This is a genomic window from Acuticoccus kalidii (genome assembly GCF_021556395.1).
Classification (GTDB): Bacteria; Pseudomonadota; Alphaproteobacteria; order Rhizobiales; family Amorphaceae; genus Acuticoccus; species Acuticoccus kalidii.
In genome coordinates this window covers 661330-681806 of sequence record NZ_JAKGCS010000024.1, presented here as the reverse complement: position 1 = coordinate 681806, position 20477 = coordinate 661330, and the positions used below count along the sequence as shown (strand labels likewise).

Sequence of the window (20477 nt, the reverse complement as noted above, 5' to 3'; positions counted from 1 at the left end):
TGCCTCCTGCCGCGCAGCGATGCGCCTTTACCGCCGAAGAGTCGATCAGGATCGCCGCAGGCGGGCCGCCAGCGGCGGCCAGGGCATGGAAGACGTCGACCCACACGCCCTTCGCGGCCCAACGGACGAAGCGATTGTAGAGTGTCTTATGCGGCCCGTAGGCCTCGGGCGCATCCTTCCATCGGCAGCCCGACTTCAGGACGTGAATGATGCCGCTGATCACGCGGCGATCATCGACCCTCGGCTTGCCCCGGGTATCGGTGGGCAGAAGCGGCGCGAGACGCTCGAACTGCGCCTCGCTCAGCCAGAAGTGCGCGTTGCTCATGGCGATCTCCCTTCGGAGATCGTGGAATCAGATCCGCCTTAACGGATCGTGTTTATGGGTCCTGAGCCTAACAGAGGATGCCATCGAAAGAGTGCCAGCCGTGGCCGAATACGCATCGAGGCGACAATCTGGCGCGTGATCGATTAAGACAGCCCGATGCCGAGTGCCTTTGCCAGGTCGCTTGATGGGGCTGTTTTGAGAAGGTCGTCGAGGTGATCGAGCGCTTCGATGGCGGCGGCCTTAGCGGCCATCACCTGAGGGTCAGAGGGGCCCTTCATCCATCTTGATCGCACCAGCGTGAAATAGTCGTACGCCGACGTTCGTAACTGTAATTCTGCCTGCCGGATTTCATCCGAGATAATAAAGTATTGGAGTGTGTTGAAGATGTGCGCGTTGACGTTGTCAAAATCAACGTTTGCGGTAAGATAATTTGATTGTTGTATCGAGTATCGGGCGGCTTTGAGCCAAAGTTCATCAGATGAGGAATGTGCCATGAGCAATACGATGCCTGTATGGGTTGATGATGATGAAAATAAAGATGATCTTCGATATGTTGACATGACGGCCGTGGCCGACGCTCTCGATCGCGTCTTGGCCATGCCTGGATCCACCTCCTCTCGGTTCGTGCCCTATCATCGGATCGCCATGGGGGATCATGTCCTGCGGGCGGTGATCGGTGTGCTTCGGGAAGCTGCCACCGCACAACAGGCCGTGCTCGACGCCAGGAAGACAGCCGGCGAACAAGCCGAAGATCACCGCATGGATTCGAACAGCGGACCGTAATCGGCCGTCGCGCGGCACTCGATCTCGTCGACATTCTCGGTCGGTCCATCGAGCACAAGCGCTGATCCAGTCAGCTTCGAGCGCGGCCCCATGGCAAGCAATTCACCGATTGCCACGCCGGCCGCGCGCCCACCCGCGAACAGAGAACACGACACCTCCACGACCGAGAATTCATCATCGCTCATGTTCTCGACCGCGAAGTTCACCGTGCTCATGTCGATGAAATTGTTCCGCGTGATGCTCTCGTCGGAAAAGACGAGCACGTCCCTGAGCGCCGCGCCCGATCCGGCACTCTGAGCGAAGCCGGATGCGAAGCCGCGCAGGTTGTCGAGCGGGGATCTCTCCGTCGCTGATTCCGCTGCGGTTTGCGCCTCCGCGAGGGATTCCCTTAGCGATTCATTCTCCGCATTCAGACGTGCGATTTCGGCTTCGAGACTCGCCATTTCTTTGAAAAATTGCATAGCAATTCTGCCTCGGATCTCTGCCTCGCTGACGGAGCAGCTCTCGGCGCCGAGCGCTGGCGTCGCGCACACTGCGGCCGCGAAAACTGCGGCGATGACGTGAAATCGCATGTCGATCTCCTGAATCGAGGAACCTAAAATCGGTGGAGGTAGCCGACGACGCGGGCGATCACATGCTGCCCAGATCGGAGCGAGCTTGTTCAGCCTCGACGGCGCGGACCCAATGATCCTCCGAGATGATCGCGATCGGCAGGCCTTTCGCGCGCATCTGGCAAGCCTTCTCGATCTTCCTGCCATATGTCGAATAGACCCACGCGTCAGACACATATGTGCCGATCACGAGATAGGTCGTCGACTTCAGCAAGCCGCCGGCGTCGCCGCCGTGGAGCTTGGCGACGTTCTCGCAAGTCTTTCTGCACCCGTACGCGAATGTGCCGGTGAAGCAGAATTTCTCATCGGTGAACCTGACGGCGGGTGCAGGATCGCAGAGGGGGAGAGTGGTTGCCTTCAGCTCTTCGCCGAGTTCCGACGGGTCGCCCGTCAGTTTGGTCAGCGTGGCCAGAAGCTCGCTCTTCTCATCGTCGTCGAGGACGCCGTCGGAAAGCATTTCCCCGACGCGGGTGTAGAGGATCCAGATGATCGGGCTCTCGCTGGCGCTGGCATTGGCCGCGAGCCATGTCGCCAACACCTCAGCCTCGGCTTGGTTGATGGCTCCATCGGCTGCGATGCCGCGCGCCAGCCCGATCAGTTCGTCTATTTGGCGCTTTTCGATTCGGTCGGAGTGAACGCGTCGAAGAAATGCTTGGTCCATTGCGAGCACCTATTCATTCTAAAATCTCTCAATTCGGCCAACGACGCGGCCAACAATACGGGTGACGATCTCGGTGTCGTCAGAAGGAATTCGGATGACGTCGGTCAATCGGGTGTCTGTTGAGGCGAAGACGAGCGCGGGCGCACCTTCCCGCTCCACGACGCGCCTCGCCGTGATCTCCACCGCTTTTGTCGATTGGTTCTCGCGCTCAACAATAACGAGTGCGCCAAGAAGGCTGCCGGAATAATCGGGCCCAGTCGGCTCGCAAAGAAGCGTGTCGCCGACGTTGGCAATCTGGTTGACTGAGGTGTCGGTGACCGTCAGCCCGTACTCGAAATCGAGGGTGGAGAGTTCAAGGGATGTGTTTTTATGCATATCACTGCCCGGGTATTTATCTAGGCGCTTCCGCCCGAGCCAGTGATCATAGGCAATATCTCCAACCACTCGGGCTGCATATTTGCCAAGATAGTTAAACCCCGAGGTTGCGGGCCCTTCAATCGAAGGTGTTTCCGCTGATAACCAGGCGACGGAAACGCCGAGTGCGCTGGCCAACTTGGAAAAGCGGTCGTGTGACGGTTGCCTTTCGCGCTTCAGGATGTCGCGCACGTAGGTTTCGCCCGCCCCGATCGCGAGTGACAACGTCTTCATCTTGAACCCAGACTCGTTCATGCGGTCCCAAAGGCGCCGCTGCCATTCCTGGGTCAGTTCAGGTATTTCGGGGTCTCTTGCCATGCGTGGGATTATGCCCAACAGGCGCGGCAAGTCATTTGGGAAATTGACCATTGATGCCTTGGGCTAATGCCCATTATATTCGGCGTCATGATGATGACCCAAGACCTCCTCGCGCGCATCGAAGCCCACTGTGCTCGCCGCAAAATCGCGGAAAGCACATTCGGCCGGATGGTGGTGAACGACGGCAAGCTGGTTGAGCGGTTGCGTGGTGGTGCGAGCATCACGTTGAAGACCGCCGAGAAGATCCATGCTGCCCTGGCTGAGGCTGACAAGCCTGAGCTCCCTTCGCAGGAAGAGGCCGCGGCATGAGCGGCTTCATCTACGCGATCGAGTGCGCCGGCCGCATCAAGATTGGCTTCTCGACCGACCCGTCGAAGCGACTGGTGCAGATCGCGACCGACTGGCCGTTCCCTCCCACGCTCCTCGGGTTCTGGGACGGGACGATGGAGGAGGAGCGGCTTGCCCATCTTCGTCTGAAAGCCCACCGCGTGCACGGGGAGTGGTTTCTCGCCACCGATGAGGTCAGGGCCTTCGTCGACAAGCATGTGCAGTTCCAGCCCGAAATCATCGCCGAAGACGTGATGATCGATCTGTGCGGGCACCGTGTCCCGCGGCGGGCGAAGACGCTGATCGCATCGAAGGCCGGGATCACGTCGCAGGCTGTCTGCCTCTGGCGAAAGGTTCCGGCGCATCATGTTCGCCTCGTCGAGTCGATCACCGGCATCAGCCGCCACCGCCTCCGCCCCGACATCTTCGGTGAGCAACCGGCCGCGCCGTCGGTGGAGGCCGCGGCATGAACCGCCGTGCCTTCCTCGCCGGTGTGGCGGCTGTCCCGGTCGCGGCATCCATGCCCGTCATCGGCGCGGTCCCCAAGCCGCTCGTGCATACGACGTCCGTCGATGGCGCCCGCATGTCTCTGTTCGGTCATATCGGTTTCATCACGGACTGCGGGGTGAAGATCTTCCCGCTCGCCGACCCCGTCGCCGAACATTCCCTCCGCAACTGCGGGGTAATCCCCAATCGAGCGTCGCGCGAGAGCGGCGCGGGCGAGCCCGACCCCGCCCTCAAAACGGGAAGTCATCGTCGAACGGCTCTTGCGGCTGCGGATCACGCTCCGGATCGCGGGCCCATTCCCGCGTCTCGTCGGCCAGAGCGCTCATAACATCATGGAAGCGCGCGCGGGCCTCTCTCACGACATCCTCGGGATCGTACCCCGCCGGCACGCTCATGCTGATGCGGAAATGATCCTTCGAGCGCATGTCGGCCACGAGGAAGCTGACCTTCCTCACCGGGTCTCCGCTCACCTCGTGCGGTATCGCCTTCGTGATCTCGCCGACCTCGATCCTGAATCTCTTGGACGTCATGTGCGCTCCCTTGCTGTGGCCGCGTGGCGTTCGGTGGCCGGCGATTGCCCCGCCGGTCACCTCCCTTCCTCCCCCCGGTGTTGGGCGTTTCGCCGGGGTCACTCGCCGAGGGCTTTCGTGCCCTCGGCTTTTTCCCATTCTCCGCTCTCGTTCCGCTTCGATGTTCAGAATGTGGCGCAATTCTATGCCTGCCGCATTGCAAGAATTGTGCGGAACGTTGCGCGAACCATTGCAGAGGTTGCGTGATGTTCGAGGCTCGTGAGCTGCCGCGAAACGACTACCTGAAAATCAAGGCGGCGTGCCGCGATCTGGTCCGCGCGGTCGGAGGTGTGACGCGCGCCGCAGCGATCACCCGGCTCGACGCCGCGCGCATTTCGCGGGCCTGTTCCCCGAACGACAGCTCGTTCCTGCCGATCGACGTCATCGCCGACCTCGAGGCGCACGCCGAGGATCCGATCGTCACCCGGACGCTCGCCTCGCTGTCCGGCTTCACGGTGATACCGGACGAGGCGACGCGCCCGGCGGGCTCACCGCTCCAGCACCTTGCCGCCGTCGCGAAGGAGCACGCCGACGTCGTGAGCTCGATCTCGAATGCCTACGCGGACGGCGAGTTCGACGCCGACGAGATTTCGGCCGCCCAGGACGAGGTCCGTGAGGCGATGGAGGCGCTCGCCAACCTCAATCAGGCGCTCGCCGAGAAGGCCCGGCGGAAGAGCGGCGTCGTCTCCATCGATCGCGATCGCCAGACCGCCTGAACGGCACCTCGCCGGCAGGTTCGGCCCGGCACATCACCAGGAGAGCGACCATGACGGTCCAAGGCCACAACGGTTTCGATTCCGAAGTCGTCCAAAACTACATCCGCCGCCACGAAAACATCGCCAGCCAGATCCTCTCGGTGAAGGGCAGGGCGATGAAGGAGATCCAGGATCTCAAAGCGGATCAGGGCTCGGTCCTCGACGAAGCGAAAGACACGCACGGCATCCCGAAAAAGCTCCTCAAGCTGATCCTGAAACAGCGTGAGTTCGAGAGGAAGATCGACGAACTCACCGAAGACCTCGATGACGATGACGGCGACACCTACGACCAGATGCTCCTCGCGATCCAGGGGATGGAGGACACGCCGCTCGGGCAGGCCGCGCTCGCCGGCACGAAGTCGAAGGCGGACGACGGCCAGACCGATATCGAGGAGCTGGCGAAGGCGAAAGCCTCCGAGGAAGGCGACGGCGAGGTCGATGCGTTCCTGGACAAAACGCACGCCGAGCGCGTGGCGGCGAGCGCGGAGTAGGGCGCTTGCACCTCCTCGCGATAGACCCGGCGGCGAGGATGGGCCTCGCGCGTTGGCGTGATCCAGATGTGTTGTGGTCAGGCATCTACGACCTGGAGGGCTCCACCGTTGGCGACCGCTTGGAGGATGCTCGGGACTTCCTCAACCGAAAGCTCCTAGCATTCGCGAACAAGGGCGAGCCGGTCGACGCCGTCTATTGCGAGGAGACGTGGCAGGGGAAGTTCTCGAACCCGGTGACGGTGAAGCTCCAGCATAAGCTGGAAGGCATCATCGAGGCGGTCTGCGCGCGCAATAAGGTTCGGCTGCAACTCGTCCGACCCGAGACGTGGCGAGGCCATTTCATCGGTCGAAGCAAGGCTCCCAAGGGCGTCAAAGACGGCACCGCATGGCTAAAGAAAGCCGTCAGGGATCGGTGCCGCCTGCTCGGGTGGGAGGTTGCATTCCACGACGAAAGCGACGCCCTCGGAATCCTCGATTACGCGCGCTCGCAAAACTCCCGCGCCTACCAGGTCATGTCGACCCCGCTGTTCTCGGGAGCGGCGCAATGACCCCCGACCGCTCCGACATCCTCGACATCGAGGTCCAGGTCCACGCGACCTCCGAACGCGCCGTGAAGGTCTCGTCCGATGGCGATGCCGCTCGCGCGGTCTGGCTGCCCCTTTCGCAAATCGAGATCGCCACCAAGGGCGACGGCCTCGCCGAGGTCAGCCTCCCTGAGTGGCTCGCTATCGAGAAGGAGCTTGCATGACTGGCCTCCTCCTCGCAGCCGCGCTCATCGCGCATCCGGCGCCCATGATTCCCATCCCCGAACGCAACCCGCGCCGGCCGATCGTGGTGATCGAGCCCATGCCGGACATGACCTGCGAGGTAAATCCGTGAAGCGAGTCGTGATTGCCGCCTCCGCTCTGGCGCTCCTGTCCGTTCCGGCGACCGCCGCGCGGACGGTCTGCAAGGACCGCAACGAGATCGTCGAGATCCTGTCGCGCAAATTCGGCGAGACGCAGCGGTCGTTCGGTCTCCAGAGCAACCGTCAGATTCTCGAACTCTACGCGTCGCCGAACGGCTCGTGGACCGCGCTGATCACTCTGCCGAATGGCCGGTCGTGTGTTCTCGGCGCGGGCGAGGGGTGGACCGAAGTGCCGCCGGCACCGATTGGGGAGCCGGCCTGATGATCGTCCGTCGCCACACCCACCTCACCCCTCTTTTCCTGGCGTTCATGGCCTCGAAGGGCTGTGTCCCGAGCGAAGGGAAGAGCGCCATCGAGTGCAGCGCGGCCTTCCGCCGACGGTTCCCGAACTCGGAATATCTCCGCTTCCACGAGCGGATGATGGACCTTGCGGCGGAGGCCGGATGCGGCGTGCGACGCGGTTCGGCGATCCGCTCCGTCGTCGACATGGAGGCCTTTCTCGAATTCGTGTGGGCCCGTGTCGAGCGCGACGCGGACCCGTCGGTCATCGCTGCGCTCGACGCCCTCCCGTGGTCCGAGGTGTCGGTGAGCCGCGCCATCGCGGAGGCCGCGGCATGACCATCGTATCCGTGATCTTCGCCGCGCTGATTTATGTGGCCGGCCTCGTTGGCATCTTCCTGCTCGAGGTGGCGGACGCCGCGGAGCGTCGCGAAACGATGACCGCCGGATGGTGGGGCGCGAAGGTGATCGTCGCGATCGGCTGGCCGGTCTTCATCCCGATTGCTGCCTTCGCTGCGCTTCGCCGGACAAGGTCGCCCTGGTGAGCCGCCGAGATCCAACGGCCTGGAAGCCGACGCGCTGTGCGATGCCGAGTTGCAACGGCTTCGCCACCCACAAGGGCCCGGTCGGCGGCTGGATGTGCCGCACGCACTTCCTGGAGCAGCGCGATGCGCCCGCGCCGGCCGCGCGCGCTGATGCGCGCCACCAAACATCCGACACCGAACAAGCCAACCTCTTCGGGGAGATCGCGGCGTGAACAATCCCGTCAATCATCCGGTGCACTACACGAGTCATCCGTCCGGCGTGGAGTGCATCGACGTCGTCGAGCGCATGCCCTTCTGCGAGGGCAACGCGATCAAATACCTCTGGCGCGCGGGGCTCAAAGGAGACCGCCTCGAGGATCTGCGCAAGGCGGAATGGTATGTGAAGCGGGCGATCGCGCTCGCGGAAAAAGAGCGACCGGCCTCGTCGGCGCCGGACGAGGTTGAGCACCTGCCAGACGGGTCCGTCCTTCGGAATGGGCTTTGGTATCCTGACGCGCGGCCTTGGATCGAGTGCGATGGGCTGGTCTGTCCTGCGGGCATTCGAGACCTGAAAGGAGGCGAGTTCTGCCTCCTTTACCGAATCCAGCGCCAATCGCGAGAGTACGCGTGTGATTGCTTTATCGACGCTCAATTGGCGGCGATCGAATTGCGACACTTCAATCATGAATACGACATCGTCGCCGTGCTCGATCTCCGCGGTGAACGGAAGGCCAACGCACCGATCGGCGAGGCATCGCAATGAAGGCCTACCTCGATCTCCTGCGCCACATCCTCGACAACGGCGAGGATCGGAACGACCGGACCGGCGTCGGAACGCGCTCGGTCTTCGGGTATCAGACCCGCTACGATCTGTCCGCCGGTCTCCCGGTGGTGACGACCAAGCGCGTGCATCTGAAGTCGGTCATCGCCGAGCTTCTCTGGTTCATCGCGGGCGAGACGAACGCGCGGCAGCTGAACGCGCGCGGCGCGACGATCTGGGATGAATGGGCCGATGCCCGCGGCGAGCTTGGCCCGGTCTATGGCGCCCAATGGCGCGCGTGGCGCGCGGCCGGTCGCGGCGTCGATGGGCATCGGCGTATCGATCAGCTCGCCGGCGTGATCGCTGCGATCCGCGAGAACCCGGAGTCGCGCCGTCATATCGTTTCGGCCTGGAACGTCGGTGATCTCGACAAGATGGCGCTGCCGCCGTGCCACGTCCTCTTCCAGTTCCACGTCAGCGCCGGCGGCCGGCTGTCCTGCCATCTCTATCAGCGGTCGGCCGACGCCTTCCTCGGCGTCCCGTTCAACATCGCCTCATACGCGCTGCTTACGCACATCGTGGCGCGCTGCACCAACCTTGTCCCCGGTGACCTGATCGTCAGCTACGGCGATCTGCACATCTACGCGAACCACATGGAGCAGGTGGCGTTGCAGTTGGCACGCGAGCCGCGGCCGCTTCCGACGCTCCGGTTCACCGAGGACACGCCGACGGATATTGACGCGATCACCGCCGATCATTTCGAGGTCGTCGGGTACGACCCGCATCCGGCGATCAAGGCGCCGGTGGCGGTATGAGCGCCGCGGAATTGATCGTCGACTCCTTTGCCGGCGGTGGCGGGGCATCGACAGGCATCACCGCGGCGCTCGGCCACTCCCCTGACTATGCCATCAACCACGACGCCGAAGCGCTCGCCGTCCACGCCGTCAACCATCCTGAAACCGAGCACCTGTCGCGCAACATTTGGAAGGTGGACCCGCTCGACGTCGTCGGCCGCCGGCCGGTCGGACTCGCTTGGTTCTCCCCGGACTGCAAACACTTCAGCAAGGCGAAGGGTGGTCGTCCGGTGAAGCGGTCCATCCGAGATCTCGCGTGGGTGGTCGTGCTCTGGGCGAAGCGCGTCCGGCCTCGCGTCATCATCCTTGAGAACGTGGAGGAGTTTCGCGATTGGGGGCCGTTGGTCGAGCGCACACCGGGCGCCGGCGATTGGGTGCCGTGTCCGGAGCGTAGAGGCCAGACCTTCCAGCATTGGACCGCGGAGTTGCGCCGTCTCGGCTACAAGGTCGAATGGCGCGAGCTGCGCGCCTGCGATTTCGGCGCGCCAACAATCCGTAAGCGGTTCTTTTTGATCGCGCGACGCGACGGTCAGCCGATCGTCTGGCCCCAACCGACTCATGGCGCCCCGACCGATGCTGACGTCATCGCTGGCCGCAAACGGCCTTGGCGCACCGCAGCGGACATCATCGATTGGTCGCTGCCCTGCCCGTCAATATTCATGACGAAGGACGAGGCCGCCGCCTACACCGCTGCCACCGGCATTCGCGTGAACCGGCCTCTGGCCGAGAAGACGATGGCGAGGATCGCCAAGGGCGTGCAACGGTATGTGCTCGAGGCAGCGCAGCCATTCATCGTGCCGGTAACGCACGTGGGAGACCTCGGCAGCCATAGCGCAGCCGAGCCGGTGCGGACGATCACCACGGCCCACCGCGGTGAGCATGCTGTTGTCGCGCCATTCCTCGTCCCGCGATACGGCGAGCGGCCGGGGCAGGAGCCGAGAACCCTTTCCGTCACTGAGCCAGCCGCGACGATCGTGCCGACCGCGAACGGCGGCGGGCTTGTCGCTGCTCACATGATGAAGTTTCGCGGGGACTCCGGCGGGATCGCCCTGGATCGACCGGCGCCGACGGTCACGGCCAACGGTTTCATCGCAAGGCCAGGTGGAGCCCCACCGCTGGGAATCGCGACCGCGTTTCTGGCACAGCACAACACCGGCGTGGTCGGCCATGCAGCCGAAGAGCCGATGTCGACGATCGTCCAGAAAGGATGCACGCAAGCCGTCGTGTCGGCAGGGCTCGTCAATATGAGAGGCTCTGAACGGCGGATGGCGCCAACCGATCGACCGGCGGCAACTGTGACCGCTGGTGGCCTGCACCAAGCCGAGGTCCGCGCCTTTCTCGTCAAATACTATGGCGTCGATCAGGATCCCCGCATCGAGGAGCCGCTTCACACCGCAACGACAAAACCGCGCTTTGGTCTGGTGATGGTCGAAGGCGAACCCTTCGAGATCGTCGACATCGGAATGCGGATGCTCACCCCACGGGAGCTGTTTCGGGCGCAAGGTTTCCCGGACGACTACGAGATCGAGCGCGGCGTGCTGCCTGATGGGGCGGCCATTCCAATCACGAAGACCGCCGCGATCCGCCTGTGCGGGAACAGTGTTTGCCCTCCGATTGCGGAAGCGCTGGTGAGTGCGAACTGCGCCGATCTCGCCGCGAACTCGCTTAGCGAGGTGGCGGCATGAACCAGATCACCGAGGACGGCTTCGTCAGCTTCGAGCTCGGCCAGCAGATCGTGCGCGAGCGCCAGGTCCGCACCGGGTGCGTTCCGCCGCTGAACGAGGACGAGAAGCGCCAGGCGCGCGAGGGGCCGCGGGCCGTTCGGCTGCTCGATTGCGTGCGGGCGGCGCGGGAGGCCGCTGATGAATAGGCCCGCCTCCATCATCGTCATCGATCCTCCGTGGAAATTCTCCTCGAACAGCGAGACGAAACCCGGACGGAACGCCATGCGCCACTATCCGTGCATGACCGACTCCGAGATTGCCGCGTTGCCGGTCAGCGAGTGGGCCGCGCCCGATGCGCTCCTGTTCGTATGGACCACGGCGCCGATGCTCGTGCGCTCGATAGGCGTGATCGAGCAGTGGGGCGGGTGGCGGTACGTCACGCAAAGGGTGTGGGTCAAAAGCCGGATCGGAACGGGCTTCTGGGTCCGAAACCGCCACGAGCCCGTGCTGCTCTACAAGCGGGGCAAATTCCCATGCCCGCGGCCCGCGCCGTTCGGCGACAGCGTGATCGTCGCCCCGCAACGCGAGCACTCCCGCAAGCCTGACGAGCTCCAAGACAGGATCGACGAGGTGTGGCCGCAAGCCGCCAAGCTGGAGGCGTTCGCGCGCCAGAGTCGGCCCGGCTGGATGACCTTCGGGAACGAGGTCGGGAAGTTCGACCCAACGCCGGCGGACCTCGCCGCGTGAAGGAATGGCGTCGGCAGATCTACGGCCGGGGCGGGGCGACTCCTGTCCTGGTGATCGAGCGGCGTAAGCGCCGGCTCAACAAGTCCAAGCGCGAGCCGAACGCGGCCCGCGAACGGAAGACCGGGCGGCTGAAGCTCGCCGCCTGACCGCGCCGCCGAGCGCGAGAGCAACACGAAGATGAGGAGGGCCGCGGTGTACGCGCCATATCAAAACTCCGTCGCTGTGCAGTTCCACGAGCGCCATAAGGCGGCGGCCGCACGGCTGAACCGGAAACGCCGACCGGTGGATGCGCCGACTTTCGCAGAATTGCGGGGCGCGGAACCCACCGCATCGGAGCCCGCGCCGGACAAGATACGTTTCGACAACGCTGAAGATGTGCTGTCCCCATCCGTGCGGATCAGCATTCGAGGGCCGGTCGAACAGATCAAGAAGGCGGTCGCCGACGACTACGAACTCACGGTCGCAGATCTTGAATGCGAGCGCCGCACGCGTCGCCTCGTGGGGCCGCGACAGCTCGCGATGTATCTCGCCCATATCCTGACGCCGCGATCACTCCCTGAAATCGGCACAAGATTTGGCGGGCGGGACCACACCACGGTCCTAAACGGGATCAAGAAGGTCGAGAAGCGCATCGCTAGCGATGCCGTGTTCGCCGAGCTCGTCGAGAGCTTCAAGGCGCAGTTGACCGAATAGCGCGGGGTCGTGAGGTGGCGCGTGCCCGAAAGGCGAAGAGGCAATCGGACCTCGACCGCGTGCTCGCTGAGTACGGGGTCGAGATCGTGCCGAACAACGTCCGGCGCCCCGAGCTCAAAACCTATGCGGGCGCCACGCTCGAGCACCTCCTCGATCGGCACGGTGAGGGACATCTGCGCTTGGTCCTCACCAGCATCGTCGAGACGACCAACAACAAGCGCGCGCTGATCGAGCCCGTCATCACGGCGGTCTCGTGGCTAATCCTGAATCACCCCCGATGGGTCGAGGACACCTCGAGGTGGCTCGACGAAATGGACAAGATCAATCTGCTGGCTCTCTTCGATCAGGCGACTGGCGCGCGCGGCGAGAAAGTCGCGCCTGTCGGATCGCGGAACCGGGTCGTCTACGGCCTCCTCCACGATCGTCTCAAGGACCGCCTCGGCGAGGGCTCTGCCCAAGGACATTTGGACCTATGAAACGTTGGGATGAAATGACCCGCGAGGCGAAGATCTTTGCGGTGCGGAGCCTGCTGCGGCAGGGCCTTTCGGCCCGCGAGGTGGGCCTGGAGCTTCAATGTTCGGCGAGTGCCGTCACTGGTCTCTGCAAACGAGCCGACATCGACATCATCGGAGAGCAAAGCCGCGCGAAACCGCACCTCCGACAGGTGTCCGCGCAAGGAAATGGCGGATGGCGTGACAGGGAGCGCCCGCCGGTCGATCAAGGCCTCGCGAAGCGTGTCCTCAAAGGCGTGTGTCGCCCGGTGCGCGAGGACGGCGGCGTGTCGCTAATCGATGCGCCATGGAGCGCCTGCCGGACGCCGCTTTGGCCCGATGAGGGCCGTGTCGAGCTCGACGAATATCGCGTCTGTGGGCAGCCATCCGAGGTCGGGAGCGCCTATTGTTGCGAATGCCGCCCCCACTTCGAGCGCCTTCCGTCGAACGGTGAGAAGGGCGCGGTCAAGGCGCTGGAGAGCGCGGCGTGAGGCACGACGATTCCGAAGAGATCGACAAGCAGCTCCGCGATCGGATTGAGGAGCTGCTGTCGCGATTGAACCCAGGCTGGAAGCGTCACCGCGGCAGAGCCTATCCAAGCGGGGACACCTCGAGCTCTTATTCCGTTGCTCTGTCCGGCCGCTACCAGGGGAGCTGGTACCGGTTCTCGCAGGGGTTCGGTGGCGGTCCGGTGTCCCTAATCGCCTACGTGTTGAAGGGGGAAAGCGGCGAGCCGACGAGTTCTGATTTCGCGCCTGCGTTTGACTATGCCCGTCGGTTCCTCGGCATGGACAGTCGCGCGGTCGATGACGAGGCCGCACAGCGCGCGCGGGAGAAGGCGAGGGCGGACGCTGAGCGTCGCCGCGCGGCCGCGGAAGCCGAGGCGCAGGCCGAGCGCGAGCAAAAGCAGGACAACGCCCGCTGGCTCTGGGATCACGGTGAGCCGATCGCTGGATCGCCGGCCGAGCGATATCTCCGAAATCGCGGCATCAGCCTCGATGCGTGGCCGGACTCGCTCCGCTTTGCGCGCTCGATCAAGCATCCGTCCGGGGCGTGGTCGCCGGCGATGCTGTGCCGTGTCGATGGTCCGGCCGGCGAGCTCCTCGGCGTCTGGCGCATCTACATCACGAAAGAGGGTCAGAAGGCATTCGGCGGAGAGTCGAAGCTCGGGCTCGGTCCGGTGAAGGGCGGAGCCGTTCGCCTCGGCCCGCCCGCCGCGGGAAAGATCGGGCTCGCCGAGGGCGTCGAGACTGCGTTGTCAGTCATGTGCCTATCGGGCGGTCGGATCCCCGTGTGGGCGGCGCTGTCGACCAGCGGCATGATGACGTTCGAGCCGCCGTTCGAGGTCGGGCGCATCCATATCTATCCCGATTACGACGTGGCGCGGCGCCGGCGAGCGACGGATGAATGGCGGCCCTCGCCGGGCGTCTTGGCTGCCTTCGACTTGAAGGCGCGGATGGACGAGCAGGGGATCGCCTGCCTCATCGATCCGTCTCGCCCGCGGCGCGGCGCCGACTACAACGACGTCCTTCGCCGCGTGTCCCGGATGGCCCGCGCATGAGGGACACACGCGCCATCGAGGAGGACCTTCTCGGGCTGCTCCTGCTCAATCCCCTTCTTTTCCATTCCGAGAGCGTCAACGAGCGGCTTGGCATCGAGGATTTCTCACACGCCTTCACGCGCTGCGTCTGGCAGGCGATCGAGGACACGCACGACCGCGGGTCGTTCGCGATGTCGTTGGTCGAATCTAACGCGCGGAAGGTGCCGGAGGAGATCGACCCGATTGGGGTCTATCTCGCGACGCTCCTCGCCAACGCCGCCGACACGCAGGAGAGCGAGCCCGTCGCGATCGGGGACCTCGTCGAGAGCCTATCCGAGGCAGCCAAAAAGCGACGTTTGAGCGACGAGGCTCAGACCGCCGTCAAACACATCACCGATCCAGACCTTAGTGCAGAGGAAGCCATGTCTCGAATCATCGAAGGGTTTACGCGGGCGATCGGCGGCCGGTCCGATCGCTTCAGCTCGAGCTTCACAACCCTCATCAAGAGCGCAGCGTCTCGAGCAACGGACGAAGACGGGCCGGCGGCAACGCGCGGCGTCTCAATCGGCGTCGAGGAGATCGAGCGCCTCACAGGAGCGTGGATGCCAGGCGACCTCGTCGTCCTCGGTGGGTCGAGCGGCTCGGGCAAATCGGCGCTCGCGATGCAGATCGCGTGGCACGTATCCGCCTCGCTCCCGGTCCAATTCTACCAGCTCGAAATGGACGGTCTTTCGATGGCGGAGCGGCATCTCGCGAGCCTCTCGGGCGTGTCGATGTCCCGCTTGCGGCGCGGCGGCCTGAACGCCGCCGAGGTCGATGCGGTGATCGACACGTCACGCGCGATCGAGGGGCATCGGCTCGAGCTGCGATGGCGCCCGCGCCAGACGACGGCCCAGATCCGCGCCTCGGCGCTTGGGGCGCGCGGCCGTCATGGACGGCTCGGGCTGATCGTTGTCGATCACAACAAGCTCGTGCACGTCGAGGGCAAGGTCAGGGACCGGATCGAGCGGATTGCGATCGCGATGGACGATCTGAAGGCACTGAGCAAGGAAGCCGAATGCCCGGTCCTGATGCTGTCGCAGATGACCAGAGAGGGGATGAAGCGGATCGTCAATGGCGGCGGCCACGCGCTCAAAGATCTCCGCCCGACGCGCTACGATCTCTATGGCGGCGGCGATATGGAAGAATATGCCGACTTGATCCTCCTCGCTCACCGGCCGGAGATGGTGTTGCCGATGGTCGAGCCCGCGGCCTCGAAGGTCGATCAGCACGACGCGTGGTCCGAGATGATGCGGGCATGGGAAGGGAAGGGCGAGATCATCGCCGAAAAGGTCCGACATGGGTCCGCCGGCGGCAAGGTCGTGATGAAGTGGAACGGCGCACGGACTCGCTATGAGCCGCTTGACGTGTTCGAGGAGTGGGGAGGTCGGTCGTGAGCGCGGCACGGCGGGTTTCGAATGAGCAACATCGCGCGAAAGTTCGAGAGGGGCCTTTAGCGAGAGGTTTCTACCGAGAGACGCTCGCGGCGGAGGTCTTCGGTGTCGACACCGCCGTGATCAGAGGTGCTCGGATGAGGCAGTATCGTATGGCCGTGGATTTCTGGCGGGAGGATGCGACGCGGCTGCACCACGTCGACGATTTGCCGGCCCTCGCCGCTCACCTGATGCTCAACGGTGTGCCGGTCACGAGGGAAAGCCTGGCGAGGTTTCGCGAACTGGCGGCGGCTGAATGGAGGGGCTGGTGATATCGACGGAAATCGGTACAACATTCGTCTTTCACAACGTGGGATAGATCTGATGGTCGCTCGATTTTTCTTGGTCCTGGCGGCGTTTGCGAGCGTCTCAGGTTGCATCTCTTCTGAGAATGAGCGGGCGCGTCAGATGACTGACCAGGAACTTCGGGCCAAATTAAACACAGTCTCAACGGCCCGTCTGTGCGACCAGGTAATAGATCGCAATGTATTCCGAGATGAACGCACAAATATGGCGATCGAGGATGTGCTGCGATCTCGCGGAGAGTACCGTTCCTGTATGGACCAGCGAAACAGGATGGCGGTAGCTGAAGCTCAGACCAATGTCTCTGTTCGGCAAGCGCCACGAACATGCGTTGCCACAGGGCGTGGCATGGTCACGTGTTTCTGATCGGACAGCGTCCACTATCAGGCGCTGATGGCACTCCGCGAAAGGACTAAAGCATGACCGATGAGGAATCCGAAGCGGGACCAACGACGCATCAAAAGCTTCTCGCGGCGGGGATGAGATATTTGACCGCAGCGGAGGTGTTGTTCCGCTCAACTAATGGTCGGGAAGCTCGACTTGTGAGCGTTCCGATCCTTCACCTCACGGCGCATGGGATTGAGGTGCTGCTGAAGGGCAACCTCGTCGGTGAAGGGCTCGATCCTTATGAGTTGAAAAAGGGGTATGGGCACGACATTGCCAAGCTATGGGCGCACGAGTCGAACCGGCGTTTACGCGGCGATGCGGAAACCGCAGCTCGGGGGGCGTGGCAACGTGCTGAGGCGTCTCGGAGATTTATAGATGGGTTTTCCGAGGATCCCGTGACGATTCTAGCAGAATATATTTCTGATCTCAGTGCGCTACATTCTAAAGAATCAGATTTCGCCCTACGCTATGTCGCCGAGCCGGGCGCGAGGGGCCCGAGACCCCGTCTTCTTATAGATACATTCTTGCCGGTCGCTGATCGCTACCTTTATGAGACCATGGCGCATTAGGAGCGACATAGCGCTAAATTCGTAGGACGAACGGGGCATCACTTTCCATCCAGCTTCGCCTCCCCCTCCATTTACGGTAGATATCGAACAGACCGTGAATGGAGGGCCGTCCATGCCGCAAGAGACCGCTAAAGAGATCATCCGCGCGCGCCTGATCGAGGCCGCGATGACAGAGCGCAAACTCCCCGCCGGCCGCGCTCGCCCCGCATCTGCATCGGGCTTCTGGCCATCCATCATCCGAGATCAAGACGACCTCGCCGGCTGGTCCGACGAGGAAAAGGCCGCCTATGCCGCCGGCCGGTTTGCGCGCTCCGCAACCGCCGCCGAGGTGACGCGCTGGGAGGAGTGTCTCGACTGGATCGCGCGCCTCGTCACGGTTGAGAACAATCGGCGCGCCGTGCTCGCATGGGCCCGGATGAAGTCCGGCGGTCGGTCCATGAAGGGCTGGTGCCGCGGCGAGGGGATTGAGGAGCACACGGGCAAAAGGCGCGCGGATCGGGCCATTTGCGAAATCGCAGGCCATTTTCGCCATGATGTTGAATTGTTGGGCGAAACGGGCGTTTCTGGGGTGTTCATCGACACGGCGGTTTCGGGTAAACAAAACGCAACGCTGGACGAACTCGCGTTGCAGCAGGCGGCACACGCGCCGAGGGCGTGGATGACCGCCGATGCAAAGCCTCTGGCTCACGATGAAGATGAGCCTGACGCCGCTGCGAGAAGCGCGAAGGCGATCGAAGATCACAACAAGCGAATGCGCCGCCGGCGCGCCGAGATCGAGGCTCGCAAGCGCGAGAAGCTCGGATTGGCGGAGGCGGCATAGCCAGTTTCTGCGGAGTGGAGAAGCAGCCATCTCGCCTGCCTCATAAGCAGGAGGTCGCCGGTGCGAATCTGGCCTCCGCAACCATATCCAGGATGCGACCCCGCCAACCTCAGCAGCCGCATCGCCCAGCACTGTGCGCCGGGGCCTCCCCTGGATGAGGTGACCGCCGGGAGAGACCGGCGACCCCTGTGCCAATTGAAGGTGCTCAGGTGGCGGTCAGATGTCGAACCCTATGGAGTAGGTTCAGCTATCTGAAAAAAGTTCATCCTCGCGCAGTAGATCGAGTTGGCGTGCGGTGAAACTAATCTCGAGGGTGGACCCATATTTGTTTAAAAGGTCCTCTCGCAGGTTGCGGCGCCATCGTGGGAGCTGTGCCCAACGCCACTTCAATACGCAGGTCAAATGATCCTCTCGCGAAAGCCGAGGATGGATTATGATTTGAATATCCCGGTGCGCCTTACCATCCACATGGATCCTTGAAATGTTATCCAATAGTGTGGCGGCGATCGCATCGATCGAATTGTCGATAGAAAGGCCAATCGGCCGGTCTTCGGCATTCTCAAAGGAGACCAAGATTGGTCTATCCGAATTGTTCGTCACGCGGATAAATGGCCATCGGCGGTCATCGGGCCCGAGGGTCTTCGCGATAATGTAAGCGGATGGCCGGCTTTTTGATAGCCTGTCCACCAATAGAGCGAGTGAGGCACCTGCTCCGAAAACAGCGCACACGCCTTGGACGATGGGCCAGATTTCTACGGTCAATTCAGTGCTCAGATCACTTCAAGGCGTCGGGAGGGATGATGCCCCGGAAAATCTCTGTGATCTGTCGGCACGTGTCTAAATCACCTGTAATGAGGGCGTCATCAGCGAAAGCTTGCCCGGTCGTCGCATAATTGTTTTTTATCCGGTCCAGATAAATTTCTGCAATTCTGACGATGTCGTTTGCAGTCGAGTTCGTCAGCACATCTGGCGGTGTTTCTGTGATGGAGGCTTTCTCCCTCAGCTTAACTGCCACTAGGGCCACGATGGCAATTGATTGTTCAAATCTCTCGCTTACCTCATCAGTCATTCGCGTTGGGTTGTACGCGAGGATGCCTTGGTAGAGGCCCGCGCAGCGTTCAAAGATGTAGCTCGAAACCTGATCTTCCGGCGGACGTTCGATGTATTCCGAAAGCGGTTGAAACTCTTGTGCGGAGGCGGTCGACGAAAGCAGAGCGCCGACGATGGCCGCTAGCAAAGTCATTTTGTGCATAATATCTATCCAGTATTCGGGTTGATACCCTCTTTGCCACCATCCGAAGTGTCAATGTCCGGGCTGTGAGTTCCGCAGACGCTGGTTGCGATCTCGTGCCTCATTGGGCGGCATGACGGCGCATGATCAATGGAATTCCCGCGGGGCGGAGAGTCCTTCAGATCAGGTCGTCCACCGTCAGGGATAGCGCCGTCGCCAGACGTTTCATCGTCTCGATGGAGCCCGAACGCTTGCCGGCCTCGATGTTGGCGATCATCACCCGGTTGACGCCTGACAGTTCTGCCAGGTGAGCCTGAGTGAAGCCCCGCAGATCGCGAAAAACGCGGAGCGGGCTCTCTCCATCGACCATGCGGTTCACATACTCGGCGGGGATGGTCTCCTCGTCGCCGCTCGAGACGGCGGCAACGATGCGGTCCGCGTCGGCAATGTCCTTCGCGTCCTCGGCAATGGCGAGAAGGCGCTCATACTCCTCGCGGGGAATGGTGACGGTGTCGCTCATGTTCGATGCCTCCTTACTCGTAGACGCTGCCGCGGGCCCCGACCTTGACGATCATGAGCACGTCGCCGTCCTGCATGATCACCCGCCAATCGCCGACCCGGAGGCGAATGTAAGGGCTGTTCTGAAGCGCCTTCACGTTGTTGGCCACTGATGCCGGATCCACTGCATAGGCCTCGATCTTGGCCCGGATGCGCTTGGCCTCGTTGGCCGGCATTTTCCGGAGGGTCTTGGTCGCGGCCTTGGTGTAGGTGATTGACCTCATGTCAATAATGTATCTCACAGATACATGGGGGTCAATCGAAAGGTAACGGAAAGTTACACGGAATGGCCGGCGTCTCGCTCAAGCGGGGGCGAGTAAAGGCAGGTGATCGCCGCGCCTCGCTGGTGTGAAGAAGCACGGGGCGCTCCACCTGGGCCCCGCGGGCGGCGGGCAGGACACGCGGCCGATGCGCGAGGTGTCCCGTGCGGGTTTCATGCGCCTCAATCGGCCGAAGCCGCCCAACCCTATCGACTACCGTTCCGCGCCCTCGCTCACCCAATGCTCGGCGAGGAGCGATCGAGCGCGGCGGGCTCGCTCGGGCATGATCGGCTTCGATCCCGACTCCATCTCGAACACCTGCTTGTGGCGGGTGTTGTCGTTGCCCTTGAAGCCGAGCGCGTCGGCGAACTCCGCACGGGTCATCCCGAGCGTCTCGCGGATATGGCGCAGCTCGTCTTTCTGCATCGCGGGCTCTTGCCGCGATCGGGCGAGCAGCGAGCGCGCCTCGTCCACTGAGGCGAACCAGCCGGACGGCTCGGGCAGGGTATAGAGCCATGCGCGCAACGTCTTGGCATCGGCCTTCTCCGGGGCGCCTGGAAGCTCGCCCAACCGGGCTGCCAGGAGCGCGTCGGTCTTCTCGCTATAGATTGCGGGGATGCTTCCATCCTCGCGGAACACAATCGCAATAGGCATGGT

General features: G+C 63.0%; 37 protein-coding genes and 1 tRNA gene. 27 read left to right on the top strand and 11 right to left on the bottom strand.

All coding sequences use genetic code 11. The features are described from left to right. Together L1787_RS16765 and L1787_RS16760 are read right to left on the bottom strand one after the other, a co-directional pair. Positions 1–325: IS5 family transposase (locus L1787_RS16765; protein WP_235710021.1), on the bottom strand; the 325-nt coding region annotated here is incomplete at its 3' end. 143 nt (positions 326–468) lie between these two features. Beyond that, the gene (locus L1787_RS16760) at positions 469–819 is read right to left on the bottom strand and encodes a hypothetical protein (protein WP_235710019.1); all 351 of its coding nucleotides are present in this window, start codon (positions 817–819) and stop codon (positions 469–471) included. Here L1787_RS16760 and L1787_RS16755 point away from each other — a divergent pair. After that, positions 818–1108, top strand: coding sequence for a hypothetical protein (locus L1787_RS16755; RefSeq protein WP_235710018.1), 291 nt, complete (start codon positions 818–820; stop codon positions 1106–1108). The two genes, L1787_RS16760 and L1787_RS16755, sit on opposite strands and share 2 nt — an antisense overlap. On the opposite strand, the gene L1787_RS16750 is transcribed toward L1787_RS16755, so the two are convergent. Genes L1787_RS16750 through L1787_RS16740 form a run of 3 tightly spaced genes read right to left on the bottom strand, consistent with a single transcriptional unit; the run spans position 1078 to position 3049 of the window. Further along, positions 1078–1680 (bottom strand): hypothetical protein, encoded by a 603-nt coding sequence (locus L1787_RS16750; protein WP_235710015.1) that lies wholly within the window; start codon positions 1678–1680, stop codon positions 1078–1080. The two genes, L1787_RS16755 and L1787_RS16750, sit on opposite strands and share 31 nt — an antisense overlap. A gap of 58 nt (positions 1681–1738) precedes the next feature. Then, on the bottom strand, positions 1739–2380 hold the full coding sequence (locus tag L1787_RS16745; RefSeq protein WP_235710013.1) for a BRCT domain-containing protein: 642 nt from the start codon (positions 2378–2380) through the stop codon (positions 1739–1741). 18 nt (positions 2381–2398) lie between these two features. Next, complete coding sequence (locus tag L1787_RS16740) at positions 2399–3049, bottom strand: helix-turn-helix domain-containing protein (RefSeq protein ID WP_255720589.1); 651 nt, start codon at positions 3047–3049, stop codon at positions 2399–2401. A gap of 156 nt (positions 3050–3205) precedes the next feature. Between L1787_RS16740 and L1787_RS16735 the strand changes: the two genes are divergently transcribed. Together L1787_RS16735 and L1787_RS16730 are read left to right on the top strand one after the other, a co-directional pair. Next, a complete protein-coding gene (locus tag L1787_RS16735; RefSeq protein ID WP_235710009.1) occupies positions 3206–3421 on the top strand; it encodes a hypothetical protein in 216 nt (71 codons plus the stop codon). Further along, entirely contained in the window at positions 3418–3909 is a 492-nt protein-coding gene (locus L1787_RS16730) for a YdaS family helix-turn-helix protein (RefSeq protein WP_235710007.1), read from the top strand. The genes L1787_RS16735 and L1787_RS16730 overlap by 4 nt, the downstream gene beginning before the upstream one ends. Before the next feature lie 267 nt (positions 3910–4176). Here the strand turns inward: L1787_RS16730 and L1787_RS16725 are convergent, their stop codons facing one another. Beyond that, on the bottom strand, positions 4177–4476 hold the full coding sequence (locus L1787_RS16725; RefSeq protein WP_235710006.1) for a hypothetical protein: 300 nt from the start codon (positions 4474–4476) through the stop codon (positions 4177–4179). Positions 4477–4721: 245 nt separating this feature from the next. Here L1787_RS16725 and L1787_RS16720 point away from each other — a divergent pair, with 245 nt between their 5' ends. The 24 genes from L1787_RS16720 to L1787_RS16610 all read left to right on the top strand — a co-directional run bounded on the left by L1787_RS16720 (position 4722) and on the right by L1787_RS16610 (position 17855). After that, the gene (locus L1787_RS16720; RefSeq protein ID WP_235710004.1) at positions 4722–5231 is read left to right on the top strand and encodes a phage regulatory CII family protein; all 510 of its coding nucleotides are present in this window, start codon (positions 4722–4724) and stop codon (positions 5229–5231) included. Positions 5232–5281: 50 nt separating this feature from the next. After that, positions 5282–5761 carry a hypothetical protein gene (locus L1787_RS16715; RefSeq protein ID WP_235710002.1) on the top strand — a complete coding sequence of 160 codons (480 nt, stop codon included), beginning with the start codon at positions 5282–5284 and terminating at the stop codon, positions 5759–5761. A 5-nt stretch (positions 5762–5766) separates the two neighbouring features. Further along, positions 5767–6309, top strand: a complete 543-nt coding sequence (locus L1787_RS16710) for a hypothetical protein (protein ID WP_235710000.1) — start codon at positions 5767–5769, stop codon at positions 6307–6309. Then, the gene (locus L1787_RS16705; protein ID WP_235709998.1) at positions 6306–6509 is read left to right on the top strand and encodes a hypothetical protein; all 204 of its coding nucleotides are present in this window, start codon (positions 6306–6308) and stop codon (positions 6507–6509) included. The genes L1787_RS16710 and L1787_RS16705 overlap by 4 nt, the downstream gene beginning before the upstream one ends. Then, positions 6506–6640, top strand: a complete 135-nt coding sequence (locus L1787_RS25780) for a hypothetical protein (protein ID WP_255720546.1) — start codon at positions 6506–6508, stop codon at positions 6638–6640. The genes L1787_RS16705 and L1787_RS25780 overlap by 4 nt, the downstream gene beginning before the upstream one ends. Beyond that, the gene (locus L1787_RS16700) at positions 6637–6930 is read left to right on the top strand and encodes a hypothetical protein (protein WP_235709996.1); all 294 of its coding nucleotides are present in this window, start codon (positions 6637–6639) and stop codon (positions 6928–6930) included. The genes L1787_RS25780 and L1787_RS16700 overlap by 4 nt, the downstream gene beginning before the upstream one ends. After that, a complete protein-coding gene (locus L1787_RS16695; protein ID WP_235709994.1) occupies positions 6930–7286 on the top strand; it encodes a hypothetical protein in 357 nt (118 codons plus the stop codon). The genes L1787_RS16700 and L1787_RS16695 overlap by 1 nt, the downstream gene beginning before the upstream one ends. Continuing rightward, positions 7283–7492, top strand: coding sequence for a hypothetical protein (locus L1787_RS16690; RefSeq protein WP_235709992.1), 210 nt, complete (start codon positions 7283–7285; stop codon positions 7490–7492). Before L1787_RS16695 ends, L1787_RS16690 begins: the two co-directional genes overlap by 4 nt. Next, a complete protein-coding gene (locus tag L1787_RS16685) occupies positions 7489–7704 on the top strand; it encodes a hypothetical protein (RefSeq protein ID WP_235709990.1) in 216 nt (71 codons plus the stop codon). Before L1787_RS16690 ends, L1787_RS16685 begins: the two co-directional genes overlap by 4 nt. Further along, positions 7701–8234: a DUF3310 domain-containing protein gene (locus L1787_RS16680; protein WP_235709988.1), complete on the top strand. Its 534-nt coding sequence runs from the start codon at positions 7701–7703 to the stop codon at positions 8232–8234. Before L1787_RS16685 ends, L1787_RS16680 begins: the two co-directional genes overlap by 4 nt. Continuing rightward, positions 8231–9046, top strand: a complete 816-nt coding sequence (locus tag L1787_RS16675) for a thymidylate synthase (RefSeq protein WP_235709986.1) — start codon at positions 8231–8233, stop codon at positions 9044–9046. The genes L1787_RS16680 and L1787_RS16675 overlap by 4 nt, the downstream gene beginning before the upstream one ends. Then, entirely contained in the window at positions 9043–10770 is a 1728-nt protein-coding gene (locus tag L1787_RS16670; protein WP_235709984.1) for a DNA cytosine methyltransferase, read from the top strand. The genes L1787_RS16675 and L1787_RS16670 overlap by 4 nt, the downstream gene beginning before the upstream one ends. Beyond that, positions 10767–10955: a hypothetical protein gene (locus tag L1787_RS16665; RefSeq protein WP_235709982.1), complete on the top strand. Its 189-nt coding sequence runs from the start codon at positions 10767–10769 to the stop codon at positions 10953–10955. Before L1787_RS16670 ends, L1787_RS16665 begins: the two co-directional genes overlap by 4 nt. After that, positions 10948–11496, top strand: a complete 549-nt coding sequence (locus tag L1787_RS16660) for an MT-A70 family methyltransferase (RefSeq protein ID WP_235709980.1) — start codon at positions 10948–10950, stop codon at positions 11494–11496. The genes L1787_RS16665 and L1787_RS16660 overlap by 8 nt, the downstream gene beginning before the upstream one ends. Further along, a complete protein-coding gene (locus L1787_RS16655; RefSeq protein ID WP_235709978.1) occupies positions 11493–11642 on the top strand; it encodes a hypothetical protein in 150 nt (49 codons plus the stop codon). Before L1787_RS16660 ends, L1787_RS16655 begins: the two co-directional genes overlap by 4 nt. A gap of 46 nt (positions 11643–11688) precedes the next feature. After that, entirely contained in the window at positions 11689–12189 is a 501-nt protein-coding gene (locus L1787_RS16650) for a helix-turn-helix domain-containing protein (protein ID WP_235709976.1), read from the top strand. A 59-nt stretch (positions 12190–12248) separates the two neighbouring features. Next, complete coding sequence (locus L1787_RS16645; RefSeq protein WP_235709974.1) at positions 12249–12665, top strand: hypothetical protein; 417 nt, start codon at positions 12249–12251, stop codon at positions 12663–12665. A 14-nt stretch (positions 12666–12679) separates the two neighbouring features. Then, positions 12680–13171 (top strand): GcrA family cell cycle regulator, encoded by a 492-nt coding sequence (locus L1787_RS16640; RefSeq protein ID WP_235709972.1) that lies wholly within the window; start codon positions 12680–12682, stop codon positions 13169–13171. Then, positions 13168–14241: a DUF7146 domain-containing protein gene (locus L1787_RS26110; protein WP_235709970.1), complete on the top strand. Its 1074-nt coding sequence runs from the start codon at positions 13168–13170 to the stop codon at positions 14239–14241. Before L1787_RS16640 ends, L1787_RS26110 begins: the two co-directional genes overlap by 4 nt. Beyond that, positions 14238–15656: a DnaB-like helicase C-terminal domain-containing protein gene (locus tag L1787_RS16630; protein ID WP_235709968.1), complete on the top strand. Its 1419-nt coding sequence runs from the start codon at positions 14238–14240 to the stop codon at positions 15654–15656. The genes L1787_RS26110 and L1787_RS16630 overlap by 4 nt, the downstream gene beginning before the upstream one ends. Before the next feature lie 149 nt (positions 15657–15805). Continuing rightward, on the top strand, positions 15806–15964 hold the full coding sequence (locus L1787_RS16625; protein ID WP_235709966.1) for a hypothetical protein: 159 nt from the start codon (positions 15806–15808) through the stop codon (positions 15962–15964). A 450-nt stretch (positions 15965–16414) separates the two neighbouring features. Continuing rightward, on the top strand, positions 16415–16951 hold the full coding sequence (locus L1787_RS16620) for a hypothetical protein (RefSeq protein ID WP_235709964.1): 537 nt from the start codon (positions 16415–16417) through the stop codon (positions 16949–16951). A 112-nt stretch (positions 16952–17063) separates the two neighbouring features. Further along, the gene (locus L1787_RS16615) at positions 17064–17771 is read left to right on the top strand and encodes a DUF6362 family protein (protein ID WP_235709962.1); all 708 of its coding nucleotides are present in this window, start codon (positions 17064–17066) and stop codon (positions 17769–17771) included. A gap of 8 nt (positions 17772–17779) precedes the next feature. After that, positions 17780–17855: transfer RNA gene (locus L1787_RS16610), tRNA-Met, on the top strand. A gap of 159 nt (positions 17856–18014) precedes the next feature. Here the strand turns inward: L1787_RS16610 and L1787_RS16605 are convergent. The 5 genes from L1787_RS16605 to L1787_RS16585 form a co-directional block, all read right to left on the bottom strand. Beyond that, the gene (locus tag L1787_RS16605; RefSeq protein ID WP_235709960.1) at positions 18015–18533 is read right to left on the bottom strand and encodes a hypothetical protein; all 519 of its coding nucleotides are present in this window, start codon (positions 18531–18533) and stop codon (positions 18015–18017) included. Between the two features lie 13 nt (positions 18534–18546). Beyond that, positions 18547–19023 carry a hypothetical protein gene (locus L1787_RS16600; RefSeq protein WP_235709959.1) on the bottom strand — a complete coding sequence of 159 codons (477 nt, stop codon included), beginning with the start codon at positions 19021–19023 and terminating at the stop codon, positions 18547–18549. 157 nt (positions 19024–19180) lie between these two features. Next, positions 19181–19522 (bottom strand): helix-turn-helix transcriptional regulator, encoded by a 342-nt coding sequence (locus L1787_RS16595; protein WP_235709957.1) that lies wholly within the window; start codon positions 19520–19522, stop codon positions 19181–19183. A 13-nt stretch (positions 19523–19535) separates the two neighbouring features. Next, the gene (locus L1787_RS16590; RefSeq protein ID WP_235709955.1) at positions 19536–19784 is read right to left on the bottom strand and encodes a type II toxin-antitoxin system RelE family toxin; all 249 of its coding nucleotides are present in this window, start codon (positions 19782–19784) and stop codon (positions 19536–19538) included. A 249-nt stretch (positions 19785–20033) separates the two neighbouring features. Then, complete coding sequence (locus tag L1787_RS16585) at positions 20034–20474, bottom strand: hypothetical protein (protein WP_235709953.1); 441 nt, start codon at positions 20472–20474, stop codon at positions 20034–20036. Between the last annotated feature and the right edge of the window lie 3 nt (positions 20475–20477).